The organism is Variovorax sp. LARHSF232 (assembly GCF_052871435.1).
Genome location: NZ_JBIXJS010000007.1, coordinates 255,019 through 276,648 on the forward strand (window position 1 = coordinate 255,019; position 21,630 = coordinate 276,648).

Sequence of the window (21,630 nt, forward strand, 5' to 3'; positions counted from 1 at the left end):
CGACGATGCTGCTCACCCGCAAATCGAATGGCGCCTCCGCCATCCAAGCTTCCACTTCCGCCAACAACAACTCCCCCTTCGTCCACAGCCTGCGGCGCGGCTTGGCCAATGCCCTGCCGACCATGGACCGGCGCGCCTTCCTGCGGCGCTCGGGCCTGGGCGTGGGTGTTGGTCTGGCGGCCGGCCAGCTGAGCCTGGTGCGCAAGGCGCAGGCGGCCGAGGGCCATGGCCCGGCCATTGGCGCCGGCAAGGTCGAGATCAAGCGCACCGTGTGCTCGCACTGCTCGGTGGGCTGCGCCTCCGACGCGGTGGTCGAGAACGGCGTCTGGGTGCGCCAGGAGCCGGTCTTCGATTCGCCCCTCAACCTGGGCGCGCATTGCGCCAAGGGCGCCGCGTTGCGCGAGCACGGCCACGGCGAATACCGGCTGCGCTATCCGATGAAGCTGGTCAACGGCAAGTACGAACGCATCAGCTGGGATGCGGCGCTGACCGAGATCACGGCGCGGCTGCAGGATCTGCGCAAGGCCAGCGGGCCCGATTCGGTCTACTGGATCGGCTCGTCCAAGCACAGCAACGAGCAGTCCTACCTGCTGCGCAAGTTCGTCAGTTTCTGGGGCACCAACAACTGCGACCACCAGGCGCGCATCTGCCACTCGACCACGGTGGCCGGCGTGGCCAACACATGGGGCTACGGCGCCATGACCAACTCCTACAACGACATGCGCAACGCCAAGGTGGCGATGTACATCGGCTCCAATGCGGCCGAGGCGCATCCGGTGAGCATGCTGCACCTGCTGCATGCCAAGGAGAACGGCTGCAAGGTCATCGTGGTGGATCCGCGCTTCACCCGCACCGCGGCCAAGGCCGACGAGTACGTGCGCATCCGCTCGGGCTCGGACATCGCCTTCCTGTTTGGAATGCTCCACCACATCTTCAAGAACGGCTGGGAAGACAAGAAGTACATCAACGACCGCGTCTTCGGCATGGACAAGGTGCGCGAAGAGGTGATGACCAAGTGGACGCCCGACAAGGTCGAAGAGGTATGCGGCGTGCCCGAGGCGCAGGTGCTCAAGGTGGCCACCTGGATGTCGCAGAACCGCCCCAGCACCGTCGTCTGGTGCATGGGCCAGACCCAGCACACCATTGGCAACGCCATCGTGCGCGCCTCGTGCATCCTGCAGCTGGCGCTGGGCAATGTGGGCGTGTCGGGCGGCGGCACCAACATCTTCCGCGGCCACGACAACGTGCAGGGCGCCACCGACGTGGGCCCCAACCCCGATTCGCTGCCCGGCTACTACGGCATCGTCGAAGGCTCCTGGAAGCACTTCGCCGCCGCCTGGGGCGTGGACTTCGAATGGATCAAGAGCCGATACGCCTCGCCGGCCATGATGACCAAGCCGGGCATGACGGTGTCGCGCTGGATCGACGGCGTGCTCGAGAAGAACGAGCTGATCGACCAGGACTCGAACCTGCGCGGCGTCTTCTTCTGGGGCCACGCACCCAACTCGCAGACCCGCGGCCTGGAGATGAAGCGGGCCATGGATAAACTCGACTTGCTGGTGGTGGTCGACCCGTACCCTTCGGCCACAGCTGCCATGGCCGCCATGCCGGGCCGTCCCGAAGACCAGAACCCGAACCGCGCCGTGTACCTGCTGCCGGCCTGCACGCAGTTCGAGACCAGCGGTTCCGTCACGGCATCGAACCGCTCGCTGCAGTGGCGCGAGAAGGTGATCGATCCGCTGTGGGAAAGCCGCAGCGACCACATGATCATGCAGCAGTTCGCGGACCGCCTGGGCTTTGGCAAGGAGCTGTCCAAGAACTACAAGATGCAGAAGATCAAGGGCATGGACGAGCCCCTGCCGGACGACATCCTGCGCGAGATCAACAAGAGCGTCTGGACCATCGGCTACACCGGCCAGAGCCCTGAGCGGTTGCAGGCCCACATGCGCAACATGGGCGCCTTCGACGTCACCACGCTGAAGGCCAAGGGCTCGCTCAAGGACAAGGTCAACGGCTACGACATCGCCGGCGACTACTTCGGCCTGCCCTGGCCTTGCTACGGCACGCCGGAATTCAAGCACCCGGGCAGCGCCAACCTGTACGACACCTCCAAGCACGTGATGGATGGCGGCGGCAACTTCCGCGCCAACTTCGGCGTGGAGCGCGACGGCCAGAACCTGCTGGCCGAAGACGGCTCGTATTCGCTGGGCGCCGACATCACCACCGGCTACCCCGAGCTCGACCACGTGCTGCTCAAGAAGCTGGGCTGGTGGAACGAGCTCAGCGACGCCGAGAAGGCCAAGGCCGAGGGCAAGAACTGGAAGACCGATTCCTCGGGCGGCATGATCCGCGTGTTCATGAAAAACCACGGCTGCCACCCCTTCGGCAATGCCAAGGCGCGCGCGCTGGTGTGGAACTTCCCCGATCCGGTGCCTGTGCACCGCGAGCCGCTGTATGGCAACCGGCCGGACCTGGTGGCCAAGTACCCCACGCACAAGGACATCGCTACCTTCTGGCGCCTGCCCACTCTCTACAAGAGCGTGCAGGACAAGAACGTGGCGGACAAGGTGGCGGAGAAGTTCCCGCTGATCCTCACCTCCGGGCGCCTCACGGAATACGAAGGCGGCGGCGAAGAGACCCGTTCCAACCCCTGGCTGGCCGAGCTGCAGCAGGAGATGTTCATCGAGATCAACCCCAAGGTGGCGGCCGAGAAGAACATCCGCAATGGTGAACGCGCCTGGGTCCACACGCCCACCGGCGCCAAGCTCAACGTGCAGGCACTGGTGACCGAGCGCGTGGCGCCCGACACGGTGTTCATGCCTTTCCACTTCTCCGGCCGTTGGCAGGGCATGGACATGCTGCCTTACTACCCGGCTGGCGCGCACCCCGTGGTGCGCGGCGAGGCCATCAACACCGCCACCACCTACGGCTACGACAGCGTGACCATGATGCAGGAAACGAAGTCCACCATCTGCAACGTCGAGAAAGCATAAGGAAGCGCAATGGCACGAATGAAATTTGTCTGCGACGCGGAACGCTGCATCGAGTGCAACGGCTGCGTCACGGCCTGCAAGAACGAGAACGAGGTGCCGTGGGGCGTGAACCGCCGGCGCGTCGTCACGCTCAATGACGGGGTGCCGGGCGAGAAGTCGATCTCGGTGGCCTGCATGCACTGCTCGGACGCGCCCTGCATGGCGGTGTGCCCGGTGCAATGCTTCTACCGCACCGAAGAGGGCGTGGTGCTGCACGACAAGGACGTCTGCATCGGCTGCGGCTACTGCTCCTACGCCTGCCCCTTCGGCGCGCCGCAGTTTCCGGCCCAGGGCACTTTCGGTGCGCGCGGCAAGATGGACAAGTGCACCTTCTGCGCCGGCGGCCCGGAAGAGCACGGCTCGCAGGCCGAGTTCGAGAAGTACGGCCGCAACCGCCTGGCCGAAGGCAAGCTTCCGGCCTGCGCCGAGATGTGCTCGACCAAGGCCCTTCTGGCCGGCGACGGCGACGTGGTGGCCGACATCTTCCGTACCCGCGTGCTGCATCGCGGCAAGGGTGCCGAGGTCTGGGGCTGGGGCACCGCCTACGGTTCGCAGCAGGCCGGCAAGCCGAACAACGGAGTCAAGCAATGAAGCCGGCACGCCTGGCGCTCGCGGCTGCCGTCGCGGCAGTTGTGCTGGCAGCCTGCGGCGAGAAGCCGCAGACCAATACCGCCGGCGTCAAGCATGACGCCGCGCCCTGGACTGGCACTTCCAGCGGCATCAAGCATGAAGGCGGCGGCACCGTCTTCACCGCGCCCGGCTGGAAGGTAGGCGACAAGGCGTCCTGGGAGCAGGAGCTCAAGACCCGCGCCCAGAACGGGCAGAACGAGTACACCCGCACCCAATGACTGGGAGGCCCCGGCATGAATAGAACGCTGAGCGGCTTCGTCCTGGCCGCCGCAACCTTGGGCGCCGCGTTGGTGGGCAGTGCCTACGCGCAGCAGTCGCAGCCGCCGTCGGTGTCGGGCACCGTCACGCCAGCACCGGCCGCCGTGCCGGCGCCCGGCGCCGCGGGCAGTGCGGGTGGCATCCGCAGCCAGAACATCTTCGAGGTGAAGCCCGAGGCCAGTGCCCAGCCAGGCTACATGGAGCAGAGCAATGGCGAGCGCATGAAGGTGCAGCCGGGCAACAACGCGCCGATGTGGCGGCAGGTGGGCAATGGCGTGACGGGCTACAGCAGCCTGCCCGCGCATGAGGCGCCGGAGGCCGGCAACCTGATCCAGCCCATGGTCCAGTACCCGGGCTCGCGCGTCACCAATGCCGGCGAGGCCTGGCGCCAGGTGCGCAACAACTGGATCATTCCCTACGGCGCCGCGCTGCTCTTCGTGGTGCTGCTGGCGCTGGCCATCTACTACTTCACGCGCGGCACCATCGGTCTGCACGGGCAGGAAACCGGCCGCAAGATCGAGCGCTTCACGCCCTTCGAGCGCGCCACTCACTGGTCGAACGCGACCGCCTTCGTCACGCTGGCCATCAGCGGCCTGGTGATGGCCTTCGGCCAGTTCTTCCTGCTGCCGATCATCGGCGGCGCGCTGTTCGGCTGGCTGACCTACGCGCTCAAGACCATCCACAACTTTGTCGGACCGCTGTTCGTGGTGACCATCATCCTGATGATCATCACCTTCATCCGCGACAATTTCCCGCAAAAGGGCGACCTCCATTGGCTGGCCAAGGGCGGCGGCCTGTTCGGCGGCAAGAGCGAGCCGCCATCGAACCGGTTCAATGCGGGCGAGAAGCTGGTGTTCTGGGGCGGCGTGCTGTTCCTGGGCAGCATCGTGATCGGCTCGGGCCTGTTCCTCGACAAGCTGCTGCCGGGCTTCGTCTACACCCGCGGCGAAATGCAGGTTGCCCACATGGTCCACGCGGTGGCGACGCTGCTCATGATCGCGCTGATCATGGGCCACATCTACATCGGCACGCTGGGCATGAAGGGCGCGTTCAAGGCCATGCGCGAAGGCTATGTCGACGAGACCTGGGCGCGCGAACACCACGAGTACTGGTACCAGGACGTCGAAGCCGGCAAGATCCCGGTGCAGCGCAGCGGCCAGGGCGCCCCGAAAGCGGCGAGCGGCATGGCGGCAGAAGGAAGCTCCACATGATGATGAAGACCCCCGCATCGATCCTGACCCTGGTGCTGCTGGCCGGCGCGCCGCTGCTGGCGTCTGCCAAGCTGCCGCCGCCCAACCCGACGCCCGAAGCCAAGGCCAAGGCGGCCGAAGCGACTGCCAAGACCGCGTGGACCGGCAAGGTCGATGCCTACAAGCTGTGCCTGGCCCAGGACAAGGTGGTCGGGAAGTACCGCGCCAGTGCTTCAGCCGCGGGCAAGCAGGCGCCTGCCGCCATTGCCACGCCGGCCTGCGCCGACCCCGGTCCCTTTGCCTATGTGCCGCCGGAAGCCGCCAAGCCCCTGGAAGCGGCTGGTGCGCATTCGCCCAGCCCGACCGCGAGCTCGCCGCCCAATTCCGCACAGCCAGCGGCGGCGGCACCCAAGCAGCAGTGACACGGCCCAGCCAGGCACTGCCTCGCCTCACCTGCGCACGCGCGCCGCTCACGCGAGAAGTCGAAGTCGTCGATGAACACGGCGCGCGCGAGCGCGTGTCCATTCCCGCCGAACGCGACCTGACGATCTACGTCGACCGGCGCGAGCTCGTCACCCTCATGACCCTGGGCGCCCAGCCCGAGCTGCTGGTGCTGGGCTATCTGCTGAACCAGCGGCTGGTCAACAGCGCTTTCGACATCGAGTCGATCACGGTCGATTGGGAGGTGGCCTCCGCGGCCGTCAAGACGCACGCCGGCATCGATCGCATCGAGGAGCGCACCGCCAAGAAGGTGGTGACCACCGGCTGCGGCCAGGGCAGCGTGTTCGGCGAGCTGATGAGCGACATCGACAAGGTGAAGCTGCCGGACACCCGCATGACCCAGGCGCAGCTCTACGCGCTGGTCAACGCCATCCGCCTCCAGGAGAGCACCTACAAGTCGGCTGGCTCGGTGCATGGCTGCGCGCTGTTCACGCTGGACGCGCAAGGCGGCAGCGAGGCGCAGATGAAGATCTTCGTGGAGGACGTGGGCCGCCACAACGCCATCGACACCATCGCCGGCTGGATGGCCATGCAGCCCGCCGACGGCGCTGGCGCGCTGGGCCCGGCGCGGGTCTTCTACACGACGGGCCGGCTGACCAGCGAGATGGTGATCAAGTCGGCGCAGATGGGCGTGCCCATCGTGGTCTCGCGCAGCGGCATGACGCAGATGGGCTACGACGTGGCCCAGCGCGTGGGCCTGTGTGCGATTGGGCGGGCGACCAACCGGCGCTTCATCTGCTACGCGGGCGCCGATCGCTTGATCCTCCAGCCCGAGTTGGCGGACGCGCACTCTCGCGTCGCCTGAGCTTCACACGTCGCCGGGCGTGCCGCGCCGGCGCGCTGCTTCCTGCGCTTCCATCTGCGCGATCAGGGCGCGCGCCTCGTCGCCCTCCGGGATCGGCCGCCCGCTGTCGCGCCATTGCACCGCCGACTTGAAGCCCTCGGCTTGCGCATGGCGGCGGAACCACAGGCCCTCGGGGTTGTGGCGGGTGATGCCGTCGAAGATCGTCGCCAGGCTCTGCGATTGCTCCAGTCCCATGTTGAGCATGACCTGATTCACCACCATCTTGTGCATGGCCAGGTGGCTGCGCGGCACGCCGGCAATGCGGCCGGCCAGGCGCAAGGTCGCTTCCTCCAAGCGATCCAGAGGTACCGCCTCGTTGGCCAGGCCCCATTCGGCGGCGGTGCGGCCATCGATGGTGTCGCCGGTGAACATGAGTTGCTTGGCCCGCGTCGGCCCCAGGCGGTAGGTCCACATGGCGGTGGTGGGGCAGCCCCACACGCGGGTCGGCATGTAGCCGATGCGCGCGTCTTCGGCCATCACCAGCAGATCGCAGCACAGCGCGATGTCGCTGCCGCCGGCAGCGGCGTAGCCATGCACCTTGGCGATGGTCGGTTTGGGGCTCTTCCACAAGCTCATGAAGTCCTCGGTGTTGCGCTTCATGTAGGCGTAGTCGAGCATTGGGTCCCAGGGGTTCTGTTCCTGCTGGCAGGGGTGGTCGATGCGGCCTTCGCCGAACATGGAAAGGTCGTAGCCGCCGCAAAAGCCCTTGCCCGCGCCTTCCACCACGATCACGTGCACCTCGTCCACGCCGTTGGCCCAGTCCACCGCGGCACGGATCTCGCGCGGCATGTCCTCGTTGATGGCGTTGAGGCGTTCCGGCCGGTTGAGCAACAGACGCGCAATGCGCGGGTTGCCGCTGTCCTGGCTGATGCGCAGGGTATTGAACTCGGGCATGGCTTGTTGTCTCCTGGATGTTCGTAGGGCTATCCACGAAAAATTCTAGAGGGGCGGCCGGCCCGCCGCATTTGGGTTAACGTGCCCGCCCATGATGACCCCGACTTCCTCTGCATGGCGCCTGGGCTGGCGCACCCTCTGGCGCGACCTGCGCGCGGGCGAGCTGCGGCTTCTGATCGTGGCGGTGCTGCTGGCCGTGGCGGCGCTCACCGCGGTGGGCTTCTTCGCCGACCGGCTCAAGGGTGGCCTGCAGCGCGATGCGCGCCAGCTGCTGGGCGGCGACTCCGTGCTCGCCAGCGACAACCCGACGCCGGACATCTTCATTGCGCGCGCCAAGGCCTTGGGCCTGCAGAGCACCATCAACTACGGCTTTCCGACCATGGCCCGCGCCGACGACGCACAGGGCGGCGCCAGCAAGCTGGTCGCGCTCAAGGCAGTGGCGGCCGGCTACCCCCTGCGCGGCAAGCTGCAGACCACGACCCAGGCGGGTGAGCCGGGCGAGGCCACGCAGGACGTACCGGCGCCGGGCGATGTCTGGGTCGACGCGCCGCTGCTCGAGTCCTTGGGGCTGAAGCTGGGTGACCCGCTGCTGCTGGGCGACGCCGCGCTGCGCATCGCCCGCATCATCGTGCTGGAACCCGACCGTGGCGCCGGCTTCATGAGCTTTGCGCCGCGGGTGATGCTGAACCAGGCCGACGTGGCTGCCACCGGCCTGGTGCAGCCGGCCAGCCGGGTGCGCTACCGCTTCGCCATTGCCGGCGACGAGCGCGCGGTGCGCAGCTTCAACGACTGGGCCGACGCGCTCCTGAAGAAGGGCGAGTTGCGCGGCGCGCGGCTGGAGTCCGTCGAGAGCGGCCGGCCCGAAATGCGACAGACGCTGGACCGTGCCGAGAAATTCCTCAACCTGGTCGCCCTGCTGGCGGCCTTGTTGTCCGCCGTGGCGGTGGCCCTGGCCGCGCGCGGCTTTGCCACCAACCACCTGGACGATTGCGCCATGCTGCGGGTGCTGGGCCAGAGCCAGCGCACCATCGCGGGCGCCTATGCCGTCGAGTTCGCGCTGATCGGCCTCGCGGCCAGTGCCCTGGGCGTGCTGGTGGGCTTCGTGGTGCACTACGTCTTCGTGCTGCTCCTGGCCGGGCTGGTGGAAAGCGCCTTGCCCGCGCCCACCCTGTGGCCAGTGGCCTTCGGACTGGGCATGGGCCTGACCCTGCTGTTCGCCTTCGGCCTGCCGCCGGTGCTGCAGTTGGCCCAGGTGCCGCCGCTGCGCGTGATCCGGCGCGACGTCGGCAATCTGAAGCCGGCCTCGCTGGCCGTGCTGGCGGTGGGCGTGGCCGGCTTCGCCACCCTGCTGCTGGCTGCCAGCAGCGACCTGAAGCTGGGCCTGATCGCCGTTGGCGGCTTCATGGGTGCGGTGGCGGTGTTCGCGCTGCTCAGCTGGCTGGCCGTGAAGCTGCTGCGCCGCAGCGTCAAGGAGACGACGGCACCGCGCTGGCTGGTGCTGGCCACGCGGCAGATCTCGGCGCGGCCGGTGTACGCGGTCGTGCAGGTCAGCGCACTGGCCGTGGGCCTGCTGGCGCTGATCCTGCTGGTGCTGCTGCGCACCGACCTGGTGGCCAGCTGGCGCCGCGCCACGCCGCCGGACGCGCCGAACCGCTTCGTCATCAACGTCATGCCCGAGCAGAGCGAGGCATTCCAGAAGGCCCTCCAGGTCGCCGGCGTGCGCAAGTACGACTGGTATCCCATGATCCGCGGCCGGCTGGTGGCCATCAACGACAAGCCGGTCTCGCCCGACGACTACGCCGACGACCGCGCGCGCCGCCTGGTGGACCGCGAGTTCAACCTCAGCAACAGCCAGGAAGCACCGCCGCACAACAGCGTGATCGCCGGCCGCTGGACACCCGACGCGCCAGGCGAGATGAGCGTGGAAGAGGGCCTGGCCGACACGCTGGGCCTGAAGCTGGGCGACACGCTGCGCTTCGACATCGGCGGCCAGCAGAACGATTCGCGCATCACGTCGCTGCGCAAGGTGGACTGGGGCTCGCTGCACGCCAACTTCTTCGTGATGTACACGGTGGGGTCCTTGCCCGGCGTGCCGCTGACCTACATGGGGGCCTTCCGGGCGCCCGAAAAGAGCGGCTTCGACAACGCCCTGGTGCGCGCCTTCCCCAACATCACCAATGTCGACATGAGCGCCACCATCGGCCAGGTGCAGCGGGTGCTGGACCAGGTGATCCGCGCGGTGGAGTTCCTGTTCGGCTTCACGCTGGCAGCCGGCCTGGTGGTGTTGTTCGCGGCCGTGAGCGCCACGCGCGAGGAGCGGGCCCGCGAATTCGCCATCATGCGGGCGGTGGGTGCGCGCGCCAGCCTGCTGCGCCAGGTGCAGCGCGCCGAGCTGATCGGCGTGGGCCTGCTGGCGGGCCTGCTGGCCAGCATCGTGGCCTCGGTGATCGGCTGGGCGTTGGCCCGCTATGTCTTCGAGTTCACCTGGACCGCCTCGCCGCTGGTGCCGCTGGGCGGGGCGCTGGCCGGCGCGCTGCTGGCGCTCGGCGCCGGCTGGTGGGGGCTGCGCGAGGTGCTGCGCCGGCCGGTGGTGGACACCCTGCGGCGCGCCGCGGAGTGAGCGAGATTCGGGGGTGGGTCAGATCCCGAGCCAGGTGGTCAGCGACTTTTCCAGTTCGGCCGAGGAGGCGATGAAGGCCGAGTAGCCCGACACCGTCAGCGCGCGCTTGCCGGCGTCGCTGTTGGACAGGTCGAGCAAGGCTTCGCGCACGGCGCTGGTGGTGGCAGCGTCCAGCTTGGTGGAGGTCAGCCATTGCTTGATTGGCACCGGGCGCGACTCGGCGCAGGTCTTGCCGCCGCCGCCCTTCCAGGCCTTGATCACGCCCGAGGAGGCGGTGGCGCCATAGGCGGTGAAGCCGTTCTGCACGTAGAAGGGCACTGCATCCTGGTAGCGCGTGGTGGACAGCTTCACGCTGCCGTCCTGCAGGCCCTGTTCGCGCAACATGGCGCGGGTGATGACGGCGGTGATCGAATCGGGGTCGGGCGTCACCAGGCTCTTGCCCGCCACTTCCTTCCAGTTGGAGATCGGCTGCGCATCCTTGCACAGGAAGGACACCTTGTATTCGGTATAGCCGGCCGTCCAGGCGACGGTTTGGTAGCGGCCGCTCTTGGTCGACTCGAAAGCCAGGTGGGCCGGGTGCACGAAAACCAGGTCGACCTGCTGCTGCTGCATGGCGGCGCGCGAGCCGCTGTAAGTGCTCAGCACCTTGATGGTGACCGGCTGCTTGAGCGACTTGCTCAGTGCTTCGGCAATGGGCGCGAACTTGGCTTCGATCTCGTTGTCGGTGGCGCGGTAGGTCACGCCTTCGGTCACGCCGATCACCAGGGCCTGGGCCGAGCTGGCGGCACTGCCCAGCAGCAGGGCGGCAAGCACCGGCGCGCCGGCGGCGGCCAGGCGCGTCTTGCGGGAAATGAATGGGCGAAGCGCGCCCCCGTGGCTGTCTTGCATCTTGTCTCCGGATTTATTGTGTTCTGTGAATCAGCTGGCAGTTGCCGTGGGCCGGGCATTGCCGGCCGCGATTCTTGCAAAGGGTACGAAAGCGGCGGTTCAGGACGGTTTGGCGGTGCCCATCTCCTGAAAATCGGTGGGTGCGAAGCCGGAGCCGGCCGCGGGGGTTGCCGGACGGCCACCCGCCGGCCTGGCGCCGCCGAAATCCATGAAATCGGTGGGCGCAAACGCCTGGTCGCGCCGGGCTTGGGCACTGGCCGCTTGCCGCTGCTTGGCCTGTTCGCGCAGGCGCGCCAGGTCGGTCCGGACCTCTTCCAGGGTGCGCATGGCCAGCGTGTTTGTCGGGGTGGGAGCGCGAGCGGGCGCCGGCATGGGCGTCACCGTGAGCGGTGCCAGGTTCGTCAGGGCTGCCGCCGGTCGAGCGCGGGTGTGGGCTTGGCGCACTGGGGCATGGGCTGCATGGCCGCGCGGCGGAAAGACCGGCTGGTTCAGGATTCTGATGATGGTTCCGAACAGTTGCGATGCATCCATGGCGTAGCTGCCCCAAAGTTTTACTAATTGTTAATGGATGCTTTATTAAACGTCACTTGGCCCCACACGCCAAGTGGCGCAACTTGCCAACAAATGCACGAAACACCGTTGCGCGCCTGGAGGCTTTGCGGCGCACGCCATACTCGAGCCCATGCAGATTGAAGAGAAAGCGCCCTTTGACACGCCCTTCGAGTGGATCGGCGGCGAGTCCAAGGTGCAGGCACTGGTCGACCGTTTCTACGACCTGATGGACCTCGAGCCCGCCTATGCGCGGCTGCGGGCCGTGCACGGCGCATCGCTGGACAATGCCCGGCAGCGGCTGTTCTGGTTCCTGTGCGGCTGGCTGGGTGGCCCGCAGCACTACACCGACCGATTCGGCCATCCCATGTTGCGGGCGCGCCACTTGCCGCAAAGCATCGGCGGCCACAGCATCGGCATCCAGGAGCGCGACGAATGGCTGGCCTGCATGGACCAGGCGATGGGCGAGACCGGTGTGCCGCAAGCCCTGCGCGAGCGCCTGCGCAACAGTTTTTTCCAGACTGCCGACTGGATGCGTAACCGGTGACCTCCCGGCTTTGCACTTCGCTTCGCTGCGTGTCATTCGCCACCTCCCGGGGAGGGGACCTCACCTGCGGCCCGGCGAAGCCGGTTCCGCGGTGTGGGGCTGGCACAAACCCTGAAAACCAATACCCATGAACCCAATCGTCATCATCGGAGGCGGCCACGCTGCCGCTCAACTGTGTGCCGGGCTGGCGGAAGCCGGCCAGGCGGCACGCGTGCACCTGGTCTGCGAAGAGGCTTGCGAGCCCTATCACCGGCCACCGCTGTCCAAGACTTTCCTGAAGAGCGCGGACCAGGCCACCCAGCCACATCGGCCGCCCAACTGGTTCCAGGAGGCGGGCATCCACCTGCATCTGGGCGATCCGGTGGTGGCCGTCGACCGCGCCGCGCACACGGTGCGGCTGCGCTCCGGCGCCGTGCTGCCCTGGGAGCGGCTGGTGCTGGCCACTGGCAGCCGGGCGCGCCGCCTGCCTGCGCTGGGCGAGGCGTCGCTCGACAACGTGATCAGCCTGCGCGCCGCCGACGAGGCGCAGCGCCTGCGTGACCGGCTGGCACAAGCCGAGCAGGTGACGGTGCTGGGCGGCGGATTCATTGGGCTGGAAGTGGCTTGTACCGCCCTGGCCCTGGGCAAGAAGGTGCGGGTGATCGAAAGCGCGCCGCGCCTGCTGGGCCGCGCCGTCTCGCCCGAGCTGTCGGCCCACGTGCTGGCCACGCACCGCGCCGCCGGCATGGAGATCGTGCTGAGTGCGAGCGCCGGTGGCTTCCAGGTCGAGGGTTCGCGCCTGGCGTCCGTCGAGGTCGACGGCACGCGCCAGCCGGTCGATCTGCTGCTGCTGGGCATCGGCGCCGTGCCCGAGACTGCGCTGGCTCAGGCCGCCGGCCTGGAATGCGCCGACGGCATCGTGGTCGACGCCCACATGCAGACCAGCGACCCGGCCGTGCTGGCGGTGGGCGACTGCACGCGCTTCCCGGACCGCCGCGCCGGCCGCCCGCTGCGCCTGGAGTCGGTGCAGAACGCCAATGACCAGGCGCGCACCGCGGTGGCGACCCTCACCGGCGCGCCGCGTGCGCACGATGCCGTGCCATGGTTCTGGTCGGACCAGGGCAGCCTGCGCCTGCAGATGGCCGGGCTGGTACCGGCCGAGAGCACGCCGGGCCACAAGACCGTGCGCCGGCCGGGGCCGAACGACACGGCCTTCTCGCTGCTGCACTACGTGGGCGACCAGTTGGTCTGCGTGGAATCGGTCAACGCCCCGGTCGACCACATGATGAGCCGCAAACTGCTGGAAGCCGGCCGCAACCCGGCGCCCGAGGTGGCGGCGGACGCCGCCGTGCCGCTCAAGAGCCTGCTGGCCTGAGACCTCGGCGCGAAGCTGGGGCTAGCAGCACCACGAGTGCACCGGCGCCACCCTCGGCCGGCTTCGCCTGCACGAAGGCCAGCACCTCGCTTTTCTGGATCAGCCAGCGCTGCGTCTTGGTCTTGAGCACCGGCTGCTTGCCGGGCGAGCCCAGGCCCTTGCCGTGTACCACGCGCACGCAGCGCAGGCCCTGCCTGTGGGCGCCGCGAATGAACTGCGACAGGGCTTCGCGCGCCTCGTCGCTGCGCATGCCGTGCAGGTCAACCTCGCGCTGCAGCGTCCATTCGCCGGCGCGCAGCTTGCGCGTGACGTCGGTGCCGATGCCGGGCCGGCGAAAGCTCATGGCGTCGTCGGCATCCAGCAGGGTGCTGACGTCGAATTCGTCCGAGAGCGATTCACGCAGCACGCGCTGCTCGTCCAGCTGATGCTGCACCGGGATCGGCGCCGGCGGCTCGGGCGCCAGCGCCACCGCGGCCTTGCGCTTGGCCAGCGGCTGGGTGGCGCCGATGGCGCGGGCGAAGAGGCTCTGCTCGGCCTGCTGCTTCTTCTGCGCGGCGGCCCGCGCCGCGGCCTCGGCTGCTTCCCGTTCGCGCTGCGCGGCCAGCTGGCCGGCGATGCGCTTCAGGTCGGCGAGATTCTTGAGAGGGGGTCCTTTGGCAGCCATGCTTCGAATCGTACGGGACGCGGATGCCCTTTTCAGATCAGCCCACGCTCCGCCATCGAGAGAGACACGCCCTGGCCGACGATCACGTGGTCGAGCACCCGCACGTCGACCAGCGCCAGGGCAGCCTTCAGGTTCTGGGTGAGCAGCTCGTCCGCGCGGGAGGGCTCCGCGCAGCCGCTGGGATGGTTGTGGGCCAGCACCACCGCCGCGGCATGCAGGTGCAGGGCACGCGCCACCACTTCGCGCGGATAGACGCTGGTTTGCGTCAGGGTGCCGCGAAACATCTCCTCCAGGGCGATCAGCCGGTGCTGGGCGTCCAGGAACAACACCGCAAAAACCTCGTGCGCCCGGGCGCCGATGGCCAGGCGCAGATAGTTCTTGACGGCATCGGGCGAATCGAAGGCGGGGCGCTCCTTCAGGCGCTCGGCCAGGGCGCGGCGCGCCAGTTCGAGCACGGCGGCCAGTTCGGCCCGCTTGGCGCTGCCGCCCAGGCCCTTGATCCGGCCCAGGTCCGCCAGGCTGGCGTGCAGCAGGCCGGCCAAGCCGCCGAACTGGTCCAGCAGCTCTTGCGCGAGCTGCAGCACGTTCTTGCCGGCCAGGCCGGTGCGCAGCAGCAGCGCCAGCAGCTCGGCATCGCCCAGGGCGGCGGGGCCGCGCGCCATGAGCTTTTCGCGCGGGCGCGCGTCCAAGGGCAGATCCTTGAAAGACATGGTCATTCGGGGCCTTTGACCCCCCTCCCTAAAATACGCAGTTCAGTTTAAGAGGGACTCCCCACCTTGTCCGCGTCTACATCCGCTGCCGTCGTCATTCCCGGCTCATTTCTCACGCTGCACTACCGCCTGGCCGGTCCGGCGGGCGACGTCATCAACACCTTCAACGACAAGCCGGCCACCCTGTCGCTGGGCACGGGCGAGCTGTCGCCGGCCGTCGAGCAGCGCCTGCTGGGCCTGGCCGAAGGCGCCCACGCCACCTTCGAGCTGGCGCCGGGCGAGGCCTTTGGCGAACGCAACGCCGAGATGCAGCAATGGGTGGCGCGCAAGCTGCTGGCGCAGATGGGCGACCCTCTTGAAAAGTACGCCGTCGGCGACGTGGTCCAGTTCCCCACGCCGGATGGCCAGGGCAGCTATGCCGGCGCCGTGATCGAACTGAACGAGACTGCCGTGCGCTTCGACTTCAACCATCCGCTGGCCGGGCAGGCCGTGACCTTCGAGGTCCGATTGATCGGAGTGCTATGAGCACGGTCGAAGAAATCGTCCTGGCCGAGCCGCGCGGCTTTTGTGCCGGCGTCGACCGCGCCATCGAGATCGTGGAGCGCGCCATCGCCAAGTTCGGCGCGCCCATCTATGTGCGCCACGAGATCGTGCACAACACCTATGTGGTGAACGAGCTCAAGGCCAAGGGCGCCATCTTCATCGAGGAGCTGGACGAAGTGCCGGCCGGTGCCACGCTGGTGTTCAGCGCGCATGGCGTGAGCAAGGCAGTGCAGGCCGAGGCGCGCGCGCGCGGCTTTTCCATCTTCGATGCCACCTGTCCGCTGGTGACCAAGGTGCACGTGGAAGTGGCCAAGCTGGCCAAGGAAGGCTTCGAATTCATCATGATCGGCCACAAGGGGCATCCCGAGGTCGAAGGCACCATGGGCCAGCTGTCGAGCGGCATCCACCTGGTGGAAGACGTGGCCGACGTGGCCCGGGTGCAGCCGTCGCAGACCGAGAAACTGGCGGTGGTGACGCAGACCACCTTGTCGGTGGACGACGCCGCCGACATCGCCGCCGCCGTGCGCGCGCGCTTTCCCAAGGTGCGCGAGCCCAAGCAGCAGGACATCTGCTATGCCACGCAGAACCGCCAGGACGCGGTGAAGATCCTCAGTCCGCAGGTCGACTTGGTGATCGTGGTGGGCAGCCCGACCAGTTCCAATAGCAACCGCCTGCGCGAGCTGGCGCAGCGACTGGGCACCGAGAGCTACATGGTCGATTCGGCCGATGAACTGAAGCCCGAGTGGTTCGACGGCAAGACCTGCGTGGGCCTGACTGCCGGCGCCTCGGCGCCCGAGGTACTGGTGACGCAGGTGATCGAGCGCATCCGCGCCCTGGGCGCGGTGTCGGTGCGCAAGATGAACGGCATCGAAGAGACCATCAAGTTTCCGCTGCCCAAGGGCTTGAAGCTGGACGATCAGGCCGCCACGCCGGGGCACATCTCGTGATGCGCCGAGAAGACTGGCGCGTCGCCGTCGAGGCGGCCGCGCAGCGCCTGCGCGAACAAGGCCGCGGTTTCGTGCGCGAGACGCCGCTGTGGAAGTTGCCGGCATCGCTGTTCGGCATCGGGGAGCCCGGCGCCGAGATCTGGCTCAAGCTGGAGCACCTGCAGGCCAGCGGCAGCTTCAAGGCGCGCGGCATGATGAACCGACTGCTGTCCAACCCCATTCCTCCAAGCGGCGCCATCGTGGCTTCGGGCGGCAACGCCGGCATCGCCACGGCCGCGGCGGCGAAGGCGCTGGGCGTGCCTTGCGAAGTCTTCCTGCCGGAAGTGTCGACCGAGGCCAAGCGCGCGCGCCTGCGCGCCCTGGACGCCCGCGTGGTGGTGCAGGGCGCCGCCTACGCCGACGCGCTGGCTGCCTGCCTGGCGCGGCAGCGCGAGAGCGGCGCGCTGCTGACGCATGCCTACGACCAGGAAGAAGTGGTGGCCGGCGCCGGCACCCTGGGCCGCGAGATCGAGGCCCAGGGCGGCCTGCCCGACTCCGTGCTGGTGAGCGTGGGCGGCGGTGGCCTCATTGGCGGGCTGGCCGCCTGGTTCGAGTCCCGCAGCCGCGTCGTGGCGCTCGAGCCTGAACGGGCACCCACGCTGTTTCGCGCCCGCGAAGCCGGCGAGCCGGTGGACGTCGACGTCTCCGGCATCGCCGCAGATTCGCTCGGCGCACGCCGCATCGGCCACTTCGGCTGGGACCTGACGCAGGCCCACGTGCGCGATTCGCTGGTGCTCTCCGACGATGCCATCCGCAGCGCGCAGCGCTGGCTCTGGAGCGAACTCAAACTTGCCGTCGAGCCGGCTGCCGCACTGCCCCTGGCCGCCCTGCAAAGCGGCGCCTATGTGCCGCGCAGTGGCGAAAAGCTCTGCCTCATCATCTGCGGCGCCAACGTAGACCCCGCCAGCCTGAACTAGCTACAAGCCACGCACCGCGGATCTGGCTTCGCCAGTCCGCTGGTGGGGTCTCCCCCTCGGGGGGTGGCGAATTACACGCCGCGCAGCGGCGTGAAAAGCCGGGGGGCTTCACTTCTCGACGTTGACCATCCAGGGCACGCCGAATTTGTCCTGCAGCATCCCGAAGCCCTTGGCCCAGAAGGTCTCGCCGTAAGGCATGGTGATCTTGCCGCCGGCCGACAGCGCGTCGAACAGCTTCTTGCCTTCCTCGACGTTCTTGCCCTGCACCGACAGCGAGAAGCCCTTGTAGCCCTCGAAGGCCATGCCGGGCGGCAGGTCGGAGGCCATGATCTGGCGGCCCTGCGCCTCCAGCGTGGCATGCATGATCTTGTTCTTGTGGCTGGCCGGGGTGTCGGCGGCCATGGGGCTTTCGGCAAAGGTCATCGAAAACAGGATCTTGCCGTCCAGGCACTTGGCATAAAAGGCCAGGGCCTCGGCTGCGTTGCCGTCAAAGCTCAGATAGGCTTCCATTGCGCGCTCTCCTTGTGGGTGGTGGTGAATGGCGAGTCGCGAATCCTAGCGCCGGACGCCGCCACCTAAAATCGGACGCATGCTCGATATCACTCTGTTACGCAAAGACCTCGCCAGCGCCGTGGCGGGCCTTGAAAAGCGCAAGAACCCCCAGCCCTACCTGGACGTGGCCGCCTTCGGCGCGCTCGAAGCCGAGCGCAAGCGCCTGCAGACCCGCACCGAGGAAATCCAGGCCAAGCGCAATGCGCTGAACAAGCAGATCGGCCCGCTGAAGGCCAAGGGCGAGCCGGTCGACGCCCTGATGGCCGAGGTCAATGCGCTCAAGAGCGAACAGGAATCTTCCGCCGCGCGGTTGGAGCAGATCCAGCCCGAGCTGCAGGCCTTGCTGCTCGCCGTGCCGAACCTGCCGCATGCGAGCGTGCCGCTGGGCGATGACGAGACCGCCAATGTCGAAGTGCGCCGCTGGAGCCCGCAAGGCGGCGAGGGCGCTGGTGCCACGCCGCTGGCCTTTGCGCCCAAGGACCATGTGGAACTGGGTGGCCCGCTGGGACTGGACTTCGAAACCGGCGTCAAGCTGGCCGGCTCGCGTTTCACCGTGATGAAGGGCCAGATCGCCCGGCTGCACCGCGCGCTCGCCCAGTTCATGCTCGATGTGCAGACGCAGCAGCACGGCTACACCGAATGCTACGTGCCCTACATCGTCAACGGCGACACGCTGCGCGGCACCGGCCAGTTGCCCAAGTTCGAAGGCGACCTGTTCGCCGCCAGGAAGGGGGGGCAGGAGGGCGAGGCCCAGCCCGACCATTCGGCGCTTTATCTGATCCCCACGGCCGAAGTGCCGCTGACCAATTTCGTGCGCGACGAGGTGCTGCCCGAAGCGCAGCTCCCGATCAAGCTCACGGCGCACAGCCCCTGCTTCCGATCCGAAGCGGGCAGCGCCGGCCGCGACACGCGCGGCATGATCCGCCAGCACCAGTTCGACAAGGTCGAGATGGTGCAGATCACGCATCCCGAGAAGAGCTACGAAGCGCTGGAAGACATGACCCGCCACGCCGAGGCGGTGCTGCGCGCGCTCGAGCTGCCTTACCGGGTGGTGCTGCTGTGCAGCGGCGACATGGGCTTCGGGTCATCGAAGACCTACGACCTGGAAGTGTGGCTGCCGGCGCAGGACACCTACCGCGAGATCAGCTCGGTGTCCAACTGCGAAGCCTTCCAGGCGCGGCGCCTGCAGGCGCGCTTCAAGAATGCCCAGGGCAAGAACGAGTTGGTGCACACCCTCAACGGTTCCGGCCTGGCGGTGGGCCGCACCCTGGTGGCGGTGCTGGAAAACCACCAGCAAGCCGACGGTTCGATCCGCGTGCCGGCGGCGCTGCGTCCCTACCTGGGTGGCTTGGACGCGCTGAAGGCCTGAGGAAGAAAAAGAGCCCGCAAAAGCTCTGCTAGAATCGTAGGCTCGACAGACACACACCGGAGAGGTGGCAGAGTGGTCTAATGTACCTGACTCGAAATCAGGCGTGGGTTCATAGCCCACCGAGGGTTCGAATCCCTCCCTCTCCTCCAGGAACCCAGCATTCATGCGGGTTCCGAGCAAATGGGCCCCCACGGGCCCATTTTTTTTGAATTCAGTTTGCGGTTTTTTGCCGCTATTGCACCTTGCGCGGGCGGCTTTTGGCCATTTGCGTCGCACCTTGGCAGGGACTCGGCCGCGGTCCTGGGCGGGATCTGAGGGGCCTACCGCCGAAAGCTGGCAAGAAAGCTGCTGGCACGCCCAGTTGTATGGGTGAAAGTCAACAGGTTGCGCGCCCTCGACGTGGCAACGTAGAAGAGATTTCTTTCGTCTGGGCTGTTTCCATCAAAACTGCCCGCGTTTACACCCGGAACAATGGCGTGATCGAACTCAAGTCCCTTGGAAGCCTCGATGGTGGAGAGAATGATCCGGTTCTCTTTCTGGCTTCTTGCCTTTGCAGCGTAGTCATACTGAAGCAAAGCGTCGAGCAGTGAATCGATGGAGGCATACTCTTTTGCGACATTGAGAAGACCAGTAATAGAGGACTCGACCTCCTCGACGTCTGAACTTCGCACAAAAATTTTCCGAGCCAGGTCGTTCACCCCAAGAGCTGTAACGACCCTGGGCAAATCAGCAATAGAGTTGTTGCTAGCCAACGCCATTGCTCCAAGGATTCGCTCCGCCACGCTGCGTCCCGTCTCGCGAAGCAATCCTTGCAGGACAAACGATCGGAAGTTCTCCTCGCTTGCGCTGTCGACGACTCGTTCGGTCTCACCTGCGTCCCCGGCGCCTGGCAGCGTCCCCCCTACGAACTGCCACGTCGCGCGCTTTGCAGCCAGCAGCATCTCGGTGCCAAACTTGGCTTGCAGGTCGACCGCGACGGCGAGCAGCATCCGGACGAAGAGAACTTCCGGACGTTCAAGGAAGCTTTTGAAGCCTACCGTTTCGTAGGGCAGGTTCTTGACAATCAAGAAGTGCTCCAATTCAACAGCGCTTCCTGGGTGTCGGAGCAAGACCGCAAGATCCTGGAGGTCAGAATCCTCATCGAGCCCTCGCCGACTCCTTGCGGCCTCCTCGACAACGTGGAGCACCTCTTCTGCCGTGTTGGCGACCTTGACCTCCACCGCCGACTCCCGATCCTTGTTCGCGGCATAGGCCTTGTTCGCGAAACTGCCGAGCGGCCGCGCCAACGACTCGCCAAAGCGGTGAGTCATCGTGAGCGGCAAGCGCTTGGGCTCACCGATCTCGATGTCGAATCCGTCCTTCATGAAGTAAGAATCGGCGCCGTCCCTTGCATGGATTACCTGATCACGGTCACCTACGCCAAGGAACGCGCAGCCATCGTTGACCTCTAGCAGCTTCTTCAGAACCGTGAAGATGGCCCAGTTGCAGTCGTGCATTTCGTCAAGCACCACTGCCTCCGCGCCAACCCACAGCGGGTGGTTCTCCCACGAAAACGGTGGATCGTCCGAGATCAGCAGCCGAGCCAGGTCATAGGTGGCATCGCCCCTATATCGGAATCTTGCCTGCTCGCCTTCTCCGTCCAGAAAAGTTGTTCGCTCGCGCTCGTATTCCCTGAATACAGCAAGGGTAGTGAAACTGAATCCCAGGTCGCATGCGTTCTGAGGCGTTAAGGAAAAGTACTCGTCGGCGCGCTGGATAGCCATGGATCCCTTGATCTGACTGAACTCCTCGAGAAGCCCTTCGACTGCCAGTTCTCCCGTGCCGTACAAGGAGAATTCTCCCGGGTATCGCGCCTCAGCCAGTTCTCTGGCAATCGCGATTGCGTCAATGACCGCATTTCTAACGCCCTCGGGCCTCTTGTCACGTCGGACCCTGGTTCCTTCGAGTCGCTCAAGCCTTGCAGCGCAGAAGTCTTCGACCGTGCCTACGCGCAACTGTCGAACAACGTCCCTGGGCAGATCAACGCGCGCAAACGCCGCTTCAAACGCCTTCACACCTGGCTCGGTGAAGCTCAAGGAAAGAATCTTCTTGGGATTGGCGCCTCGTTCAATGAGGCCCGAAATCGTAAACGCCGCGGTTGTCGTCTTCGCGGCGCCCGCATTGGCCTCAACGATGACCCGGTCGCTTTCACAAGCGCGGATGTCCTTCTGTTCGTCCGTCCATTTCAAACGCTCGCGGCTTGAAGTCATGAAATCTACCTCCTTGTCTACTAGATCCACGAGAGACCGGGTTACCGAAGGCTACGGCGTCAGGAGCGCTGTCCATTCCGGCAGAAATCAGCCGCTTGTGAGTGAAGACTGCGATCCAAGAGATGGCCGCCAGCCAGTGCCACATGCTCATTGATCCCATGATTCTCTCCAATGCTTGAGGCCCCTCGGCCTCGCCAAATGGGCCCTCGCGGCCCATTTTTCTTTTCTGCGTTCAACACGGCGCGCGGCATCTCCACTACCTTTGGCCTATCTTGTGCAATGCAAAAGGCTGGTTACATTGGTCAGAAATCTAAAACATTTGTGAATTTCTAC

At 66.7% G+C, this 21,630-nt stretch carries 20 protein-coding genes and 1 tRNA gene; 14 read left to right on the top strand and 7 right to left on the bottom strand.

Annotated features, from left to right (window positions below; genetic code table 11):
- Positions 1-5: 5 nt before the first annotated feature.
- Genes ACIPRI_RS18915 through ACIPRI_RS18940 form a run of 6 tightly spaced genes read left to right on the top strand, consistent with a single transcriptional unit; the run spans position 6 to position 6,416 of the window.
- Positions 6-2,993, top strand: coding sequence for a formate dehydrogenase subunit alpha (locus tag ACIPRI_RS18915; RefSeq protein ID WP_446623010.1), 2,988 nt, complete (start codon positions 6-8; stop codon positions 2,991-2,993).
- 9 nt (positions 2,994-3,002) lie between these two features.
- Entirely contained in the window at positions 3,003-3,623 is a 621-nt protein-coding gene (fdh3B, locus tag ACIPRI_RS18920) for a formate dehydrogenase FDH3 subunit beta (RefSeq protein ID WP_446623011.1), read from the top strand.
- Complete coding sequence (locus tag ACIPRI_RS18925) at positions 3,620-3,880, top strand: hypothetical protein (RefSeq protein ID WP_446623012.1); 261 nt, start codon at positions 3,620-3,622, stop codon at positions 3,878-3,880. Before fdh3B ends, ACIPRI_RS18925 begins: the two co-directional genes overlap by 4 nt.
- A gap of 15 nt (positions 3,881-3,895) precedes the next feature.
- Positions 3,896-5,131, top strand: coding sequence for a formate dehydrogenase subunit gamma (locus ACIPRI_RS18930; RefSeq protein ID WP_446623013.1), 1,236 nt, complete (start codon positions 3,896-3,898; stop codon positions 5,129-5,131).
- Positions 5,132-5,133: 2 nt separating this feature from the next.
- Complete coding sequence (locus ACIPRI_RS18935; protein WP_446623061.1) at positions 5,134-5,532, top strand: hypothetical protein; 399 nt, start codon at positions 5,134-5,136, stop codon at positions 5,530-5,532.
- A complete protein-coding gene (locus ACIPRI_RS18940; RefSeq protein WP_446623014.1) occupies positions 5,529-6,416 on the top strand; it encodes a formate dehydrogenase accessory sulfurtransferase FdhD in 888 nt (295 codons plus the stop codon). The genes ACIPRI_RS18935 and ACIPRI_RS18940 overlap by 4 nt, the downstream gene beginning before the upstream one ends.
- 3 nt (positions 6,417-6,419) lie before the next feature.
- On the opposite strand, the gene ACIPRI_RS18945 is transcribed toward ACIPRI_RS18940, so the two are convergent.
- Entirely contained in the window at positions 6,420-7,382 is a 963-nt protein-coding gene (locus ACIPRI_RS18945) for a crotonase/enoyl-CoA hydratase family protein (RefSeq protein WP_446623062.1), read from the bottom strand.
- Positions 7,383-7,443: 61 nt separating this feature from the next.
- On the opposite strand from ACIPRI_RS18945, the gene ACIPRI_RS18950 reads away from it, so the two are divergent.
- Positions 7,444-9,969 carry an ABC transporter permease gene (locus tag ACIPRI_RS18950; protein WP_446623063.1) on the top strand — a complete coding sequence of 842 codons (2,526 nt, stop codon included), beginning with the start codon at positions 7,444-7,446 and terminating at the stop codon, positions 9,967-9,969.
- An 18-nt stretch (positions 9,970-9,987) separates the two neighbouring features.
- Here the strand turns inward: ACIPRI_RS18950 and ACIPRI_RS18955 are convergent, their stop codons facing one another.
- Both ACIPRI_RS18955 and ACIPRI_RS18960 read right to left on the bottom strand, forming a co-directional pair.
- A complete protein-coding gene (locus ACIPRI_RS18955) occupies positions 9,988-10,857 on the bottom strand; it encodes a phosphate/phosphite/phosphonate ABC transporter substrate-binding protein (RefSeq protein WP_446623015.1) in 870 nt (289 codons plus the stop codon).
- A 99-nt stretch (positions 10,858-10,956) separates the two neighbouring features.
- Positions 10,957-11,388 carry a hypothetical protein gene (locus tag ACIPRI_RS18960; RefSeq protein ID WP_446623016.1) on the bottom strand — a complete coding sequence of 144 codons (432 nt, stop codon included), beginning with the start codon at positions 11,386-11,388 and terminating at the stop codon, positions 10,957-10,959.
- 151 nt (positions 11,389-11,539) lie between these two features.
- On the opposite strand from ACIPRI_RS18960, the gene ACIPRI_RS18965 reads away from it, so the two are divergent.
- Together ACIPRI_RS18965 and ACIPRI_RS18970 are read left to right on the top strand one after the other, a co-directional pair.
- Positions 11,540-11,953 carry a group II truncated hemoglobin gene (locus ACIPRI_RS18965; protein ID WP_446623017.1) on the top strand — a complete coding sequence of 138 codons (414 nt, stop codon included), beginning with the start codon at positions 11,540-11,542 and terminating at the stop codon, positions 11,951-11,953.
- Positions 11,954-12,080: 127 nt separating this feature from the next.
- Positions 12,081-13,307, top strand: coding sequence for an NAD(P)/FAD-dependent oxidoreductase (locus ACIPRI_RS18970; RefSeq protein WP_446623018.1), 1,227 nt, complete (start codon positions 12,081-12,083; stop codon positions 13,305-13,307).
- On the opposite strand, the gene ACIPRI_RS18975 is transcribed toward ACIPRI_RS18970, so the two are convergent.
- Complete coding sequence (locus ACIPRI_RS18975; protein ID WP_446623019.1) at positions 13,288-13,971, bottom strand: Smr/MutS family protein; 684 nt, start codon at positions 13,969-13,971, stop codon at positions 13,288-13,290. The genes ACIPRI_RS18970 and ACIPRI_RS18975 overlap by 20 nt on opposite strands.
- A gap of 32 nt (positions 13,972-14,003) precedes the next feature.
- Entirely contained in the window at positions 14,004-14,681 is a 678-nt protein-coding gene (gene radC / locus ACIPRI_RS18980; RefSeq protein ID WP_446623020.1) for a RadC family protein, read from the bottom strand.
- Positions 14,682-14,747: 66 nt separating this feature from the next.
- Between radC and ACIPRI_RS18985 the strand changes: the two genes are divergently transcribed.
- From ACIPRI_RS18985 to ACIPRI_RS18995, 3 genes are read left to right on the top strand one after another with little or no spacing between them, the layout of a single operon-like run.
- Positions 14,748-15,206 carry an FKBP-type peptidyl-prolyl cis-trans isomerase gene (locus ACIPRI_RS18985; protein WP_446623021.1) on the top strand — a complete coding sequence of 153 codons (459 nt, stop codon included), beginning with the start codon at positions 14,748-14,750 and terminating at the stop codon, positions 15,204-15,206.
- Positions 15,203-16,171 (top strand): 4-hydroxy-3-methylbut-2-enyl diphosphate reductase, encoded by a 969-nt coding sequence (gene ispH / locus ACIPRI_RS18990; RefSeq protein ID WP_446623022.1) that lies wholly within the window; start codon positions 15,203-15,205, stop codon positions 16,169-16,171. Before ACIPRI_RS18985 ends, ispH begins: the two co-directional genes overlap by 4 nt.
- Complete coding sequence (locus ACIPRI_RS18995) at positions 16,171-17,127, top strand: threonine/serine dehydratase (protein ID WP_446623064.1); 957 nt, start codon at positions 16,171-16,173, stop codon at positions 17,125-17,127. Before ispH ends, ACIPRI_RS18995 begins: the two co-directional genes overlap by 1 nt.
- Before the next feature lie 108 nt (positions 17,128-17,235).
- Here the strand turns inward: ACIPRI_RS18995 and ACIPRI_RS19000 are convergent, their stop codons facing one another.
- The gene (locus ACIPRI_RS19000) at positions 17,236-17,637 is read right to left on the bottom strand and encodes a VOC family protein (RefSeq protein WP_446623023.1); all 402 of its coding nucleotides are present in this window, start codon (positions 17,635-17,637) and stop codon (positions 17,236-17,238) included.
- A 79-nt stretch (positions 17,638-17,716) separates the two neighbouring features.
- Between ACIPRI_RS19000 and serS the strand changes: the two genes are divergently transcribed.
- Positions 17,717-19,048: a serine--tRNA ligase gene (gene serS / locus ACIPRI_RS19005; protein WP_446623024.1), complete on the top strand. Its 1,332-nt coding sequence runs from the start codon at positions 17,717-17,719 to the stop codon at positions 19,046-19,048.
- Between the two features lie 58 nt (positions 19,049-19,106).
- Positions 19,107-19,197 (top strand) — tRNA-Ser (locus ACIPRI_RS19010).
- 171 nt (positions 19,198-19,368) lie between these two features.
- Here the strand turns inward: ACIPRI_RS19010 and ACIPRI_RS19015 are convergent.
- The gene (locus tag ACIPRI_RS19015; protein ID WP_446623025.1) at positions 19,369-21,297 is read right to left on the bottom strand and encodes a 3'-5' exonuclease; all 1,929 of its coding nucleotides are present in this window, start codon (positions 21,295-21,297) and stop codon (positions 19,369-19,371) included.
- Positions 21,298-21,630: the final 333 nt, after the last annotated feature.